1 protein-coding gene and 1 pseudogene are annotated in these 1,827 nt (G+C 61.9%); both read right to left on the reverse strand.

Annotated features, from left to right (window positions below):
* Nucleotides 1–297: pseudogene (locus tag IVA81_RS00005) on the reverse strand (flagellin); the annotation flags it as partial.
* Nucleotides 298–660: 363 nt separating this feature from the next.
* On the reverse strand, nucleotides 661–1,827 hold a 1,167-nt coding region (locus tag IVA81_RS00010), incomplete at its 5' end, for a DUF1522 domain-containing protein (protein WP_247310411.1).

A 1,827-nucleotide genomic window follows, 5' to 3' on the forward strand; every position in this document is an offset into this window, starting at 1 on the left:
CAGCGCCTGGTTGGCGATCGACTTGGCGCTGTCGATCAGCTTCTGCAGCGAGGTGATGCCGGTGTTGGCGGCCTGCAGCACCTGCACGCCGTTGGCGATGCCGTCGAGCAAATTGTTGATGTCGCTGGCGCGGTTGTCGAGCGACTGTGCGGTGAAGAAGTTGGTGGGATTGTCCAGAGCCGAATTGACGCTCTTGCCGGTCGACAGACGGCTCTGTGTGGTGGCGAGGAGGTCAGCGGTGGACTGGAGGGAGAGCAGGTTCTGACGAACCGACGAAGAGAGGACGATACCGGACATTGAGTGTTACCCTTCTGGTACGCAACGCAACAAACAAACTTCGATTAGGATTAATCGATGCCGGGACGGTGAACGCAGACGGCTAACAAAGCATGAAGCGTGTCGCGGCAGTCCTTGCCCGGATTCACCATACGCGCGTTTGGAGCCGGATCTTGCTTGGCCATATCGTCATGAAAGGATGATGTTTTTTGGTGCAACGACGAGGCGTTTGCGACTTGTCAACCATAACTCAGAGTGAGCAATTGGCTGCATCCGCACGCATCCCTTCCACCTTGTCGAGCGGCACTTTGATGCAGGTACAAAAAGAAAGCGGCGGGGCCGAAGCCCCGCCGCAATAATCGTCTTGCGATGTCGTCCGCTTTGTTAGCGGAGCAGCTGCAGCACGCTCTGCTGCGACTGGTTGGCCAGCGAGAGCGCGGAGACCGCGATCGACTGGCGGGTCGACAGCGCCTGGCTGTTGGCCGCTTCGGTGTTGGTGTCGGCCAGGGTCAGGTTGGACGAACCGGTCTGCAGCACGTTGATCAGGCTCTTGTTGAAGTCCTGACGAACCTGCACCACCGAGAGGTTCGAGCCGAGGCTCGAAGCTTCCGAGCGCAGCGTGCTCGACGCGGCGTTCAGGTTGGACAGCACCTTGTTGGTCGCGGAGTTGTCGATGAAGTCGACACCGCTGGTCAACGCAGCAAGGCCCAGACCCTTGGAGTTGTAGGTCACGCCCGTGATGCTGAGGTTCGACTTGCCGGTTTCGTCGAACACCAGCTTGAGCTGGTCGCCGTTCAAGAGGTTGACACCGTTGAACGAGGAGTCCTGCGAGGTCGTGTCGATCTGGTTCAGGATGTTGTTGTACTGAGACACCAGGTTCGCGCGCGACGTTTGGGCAACCGTATCCTGGACGGGGGTGGAAGCCGTCGAGAACGTCAGCGACGAGGTCAGCGTGCCGCCGATCGAACCACCTGCGGCGCTCGAACCGATGGTCGAGGACGCGTAGTCGTTGGTGGTCGAGACCGTCAACAGGCCGTTGGCGTCGATCGTCGCCGTCAGGTTGTTGGCCTGAAGCTTGGTGTTGAGCTGATCGAGCGTCTTGACCGTGCCGTTGGTGCCGTCGCCGAAGGTGACGTTGACCGCCGTGCCGCCGTTGAAGGAGGAGAAGGTCAAGGTCTTGCCGCTGATGCCGCCGACGCCCGAGGTGCGCGCCGCGGTGAAGGCGGTCGCCGTCCCGGTGTTGCCGGCGAGGCCGAGCGCATTCAGCGCGTTGCCGGTACCGGTGATCGACAGATCGGCGTTGACGCCGGTCGAGAGCTTGAGCTGGCCCGAGGCGTTGATCGACGAGTTGGTCTGGCCGGTGGCCGTCGTAAGCCCCGCGGTGCCGTTGGCGTTGATCGTCGCGGTCTGCACGCCGGTGGCAAGGTCGATCGCCTTCAGCACGTCGTTGACCGTGCCGCCCTGCAGGTAGACCGTCGAGTTGCCGGCGCCGTCAGTGAGGACGTTGCCGCTCGTACCATACCCGCTCGGAACGCTCGGAGCACCGGTCGA

The organism is Bradyrhizobium sp. 141 (genome assembly GCF_023074055.1).
GTDB lineage: Bacteria > Pseudomonadota > Alphaproteobacteria > Rhizobiales > Xanthobacteraceae > Bradyrhizobium.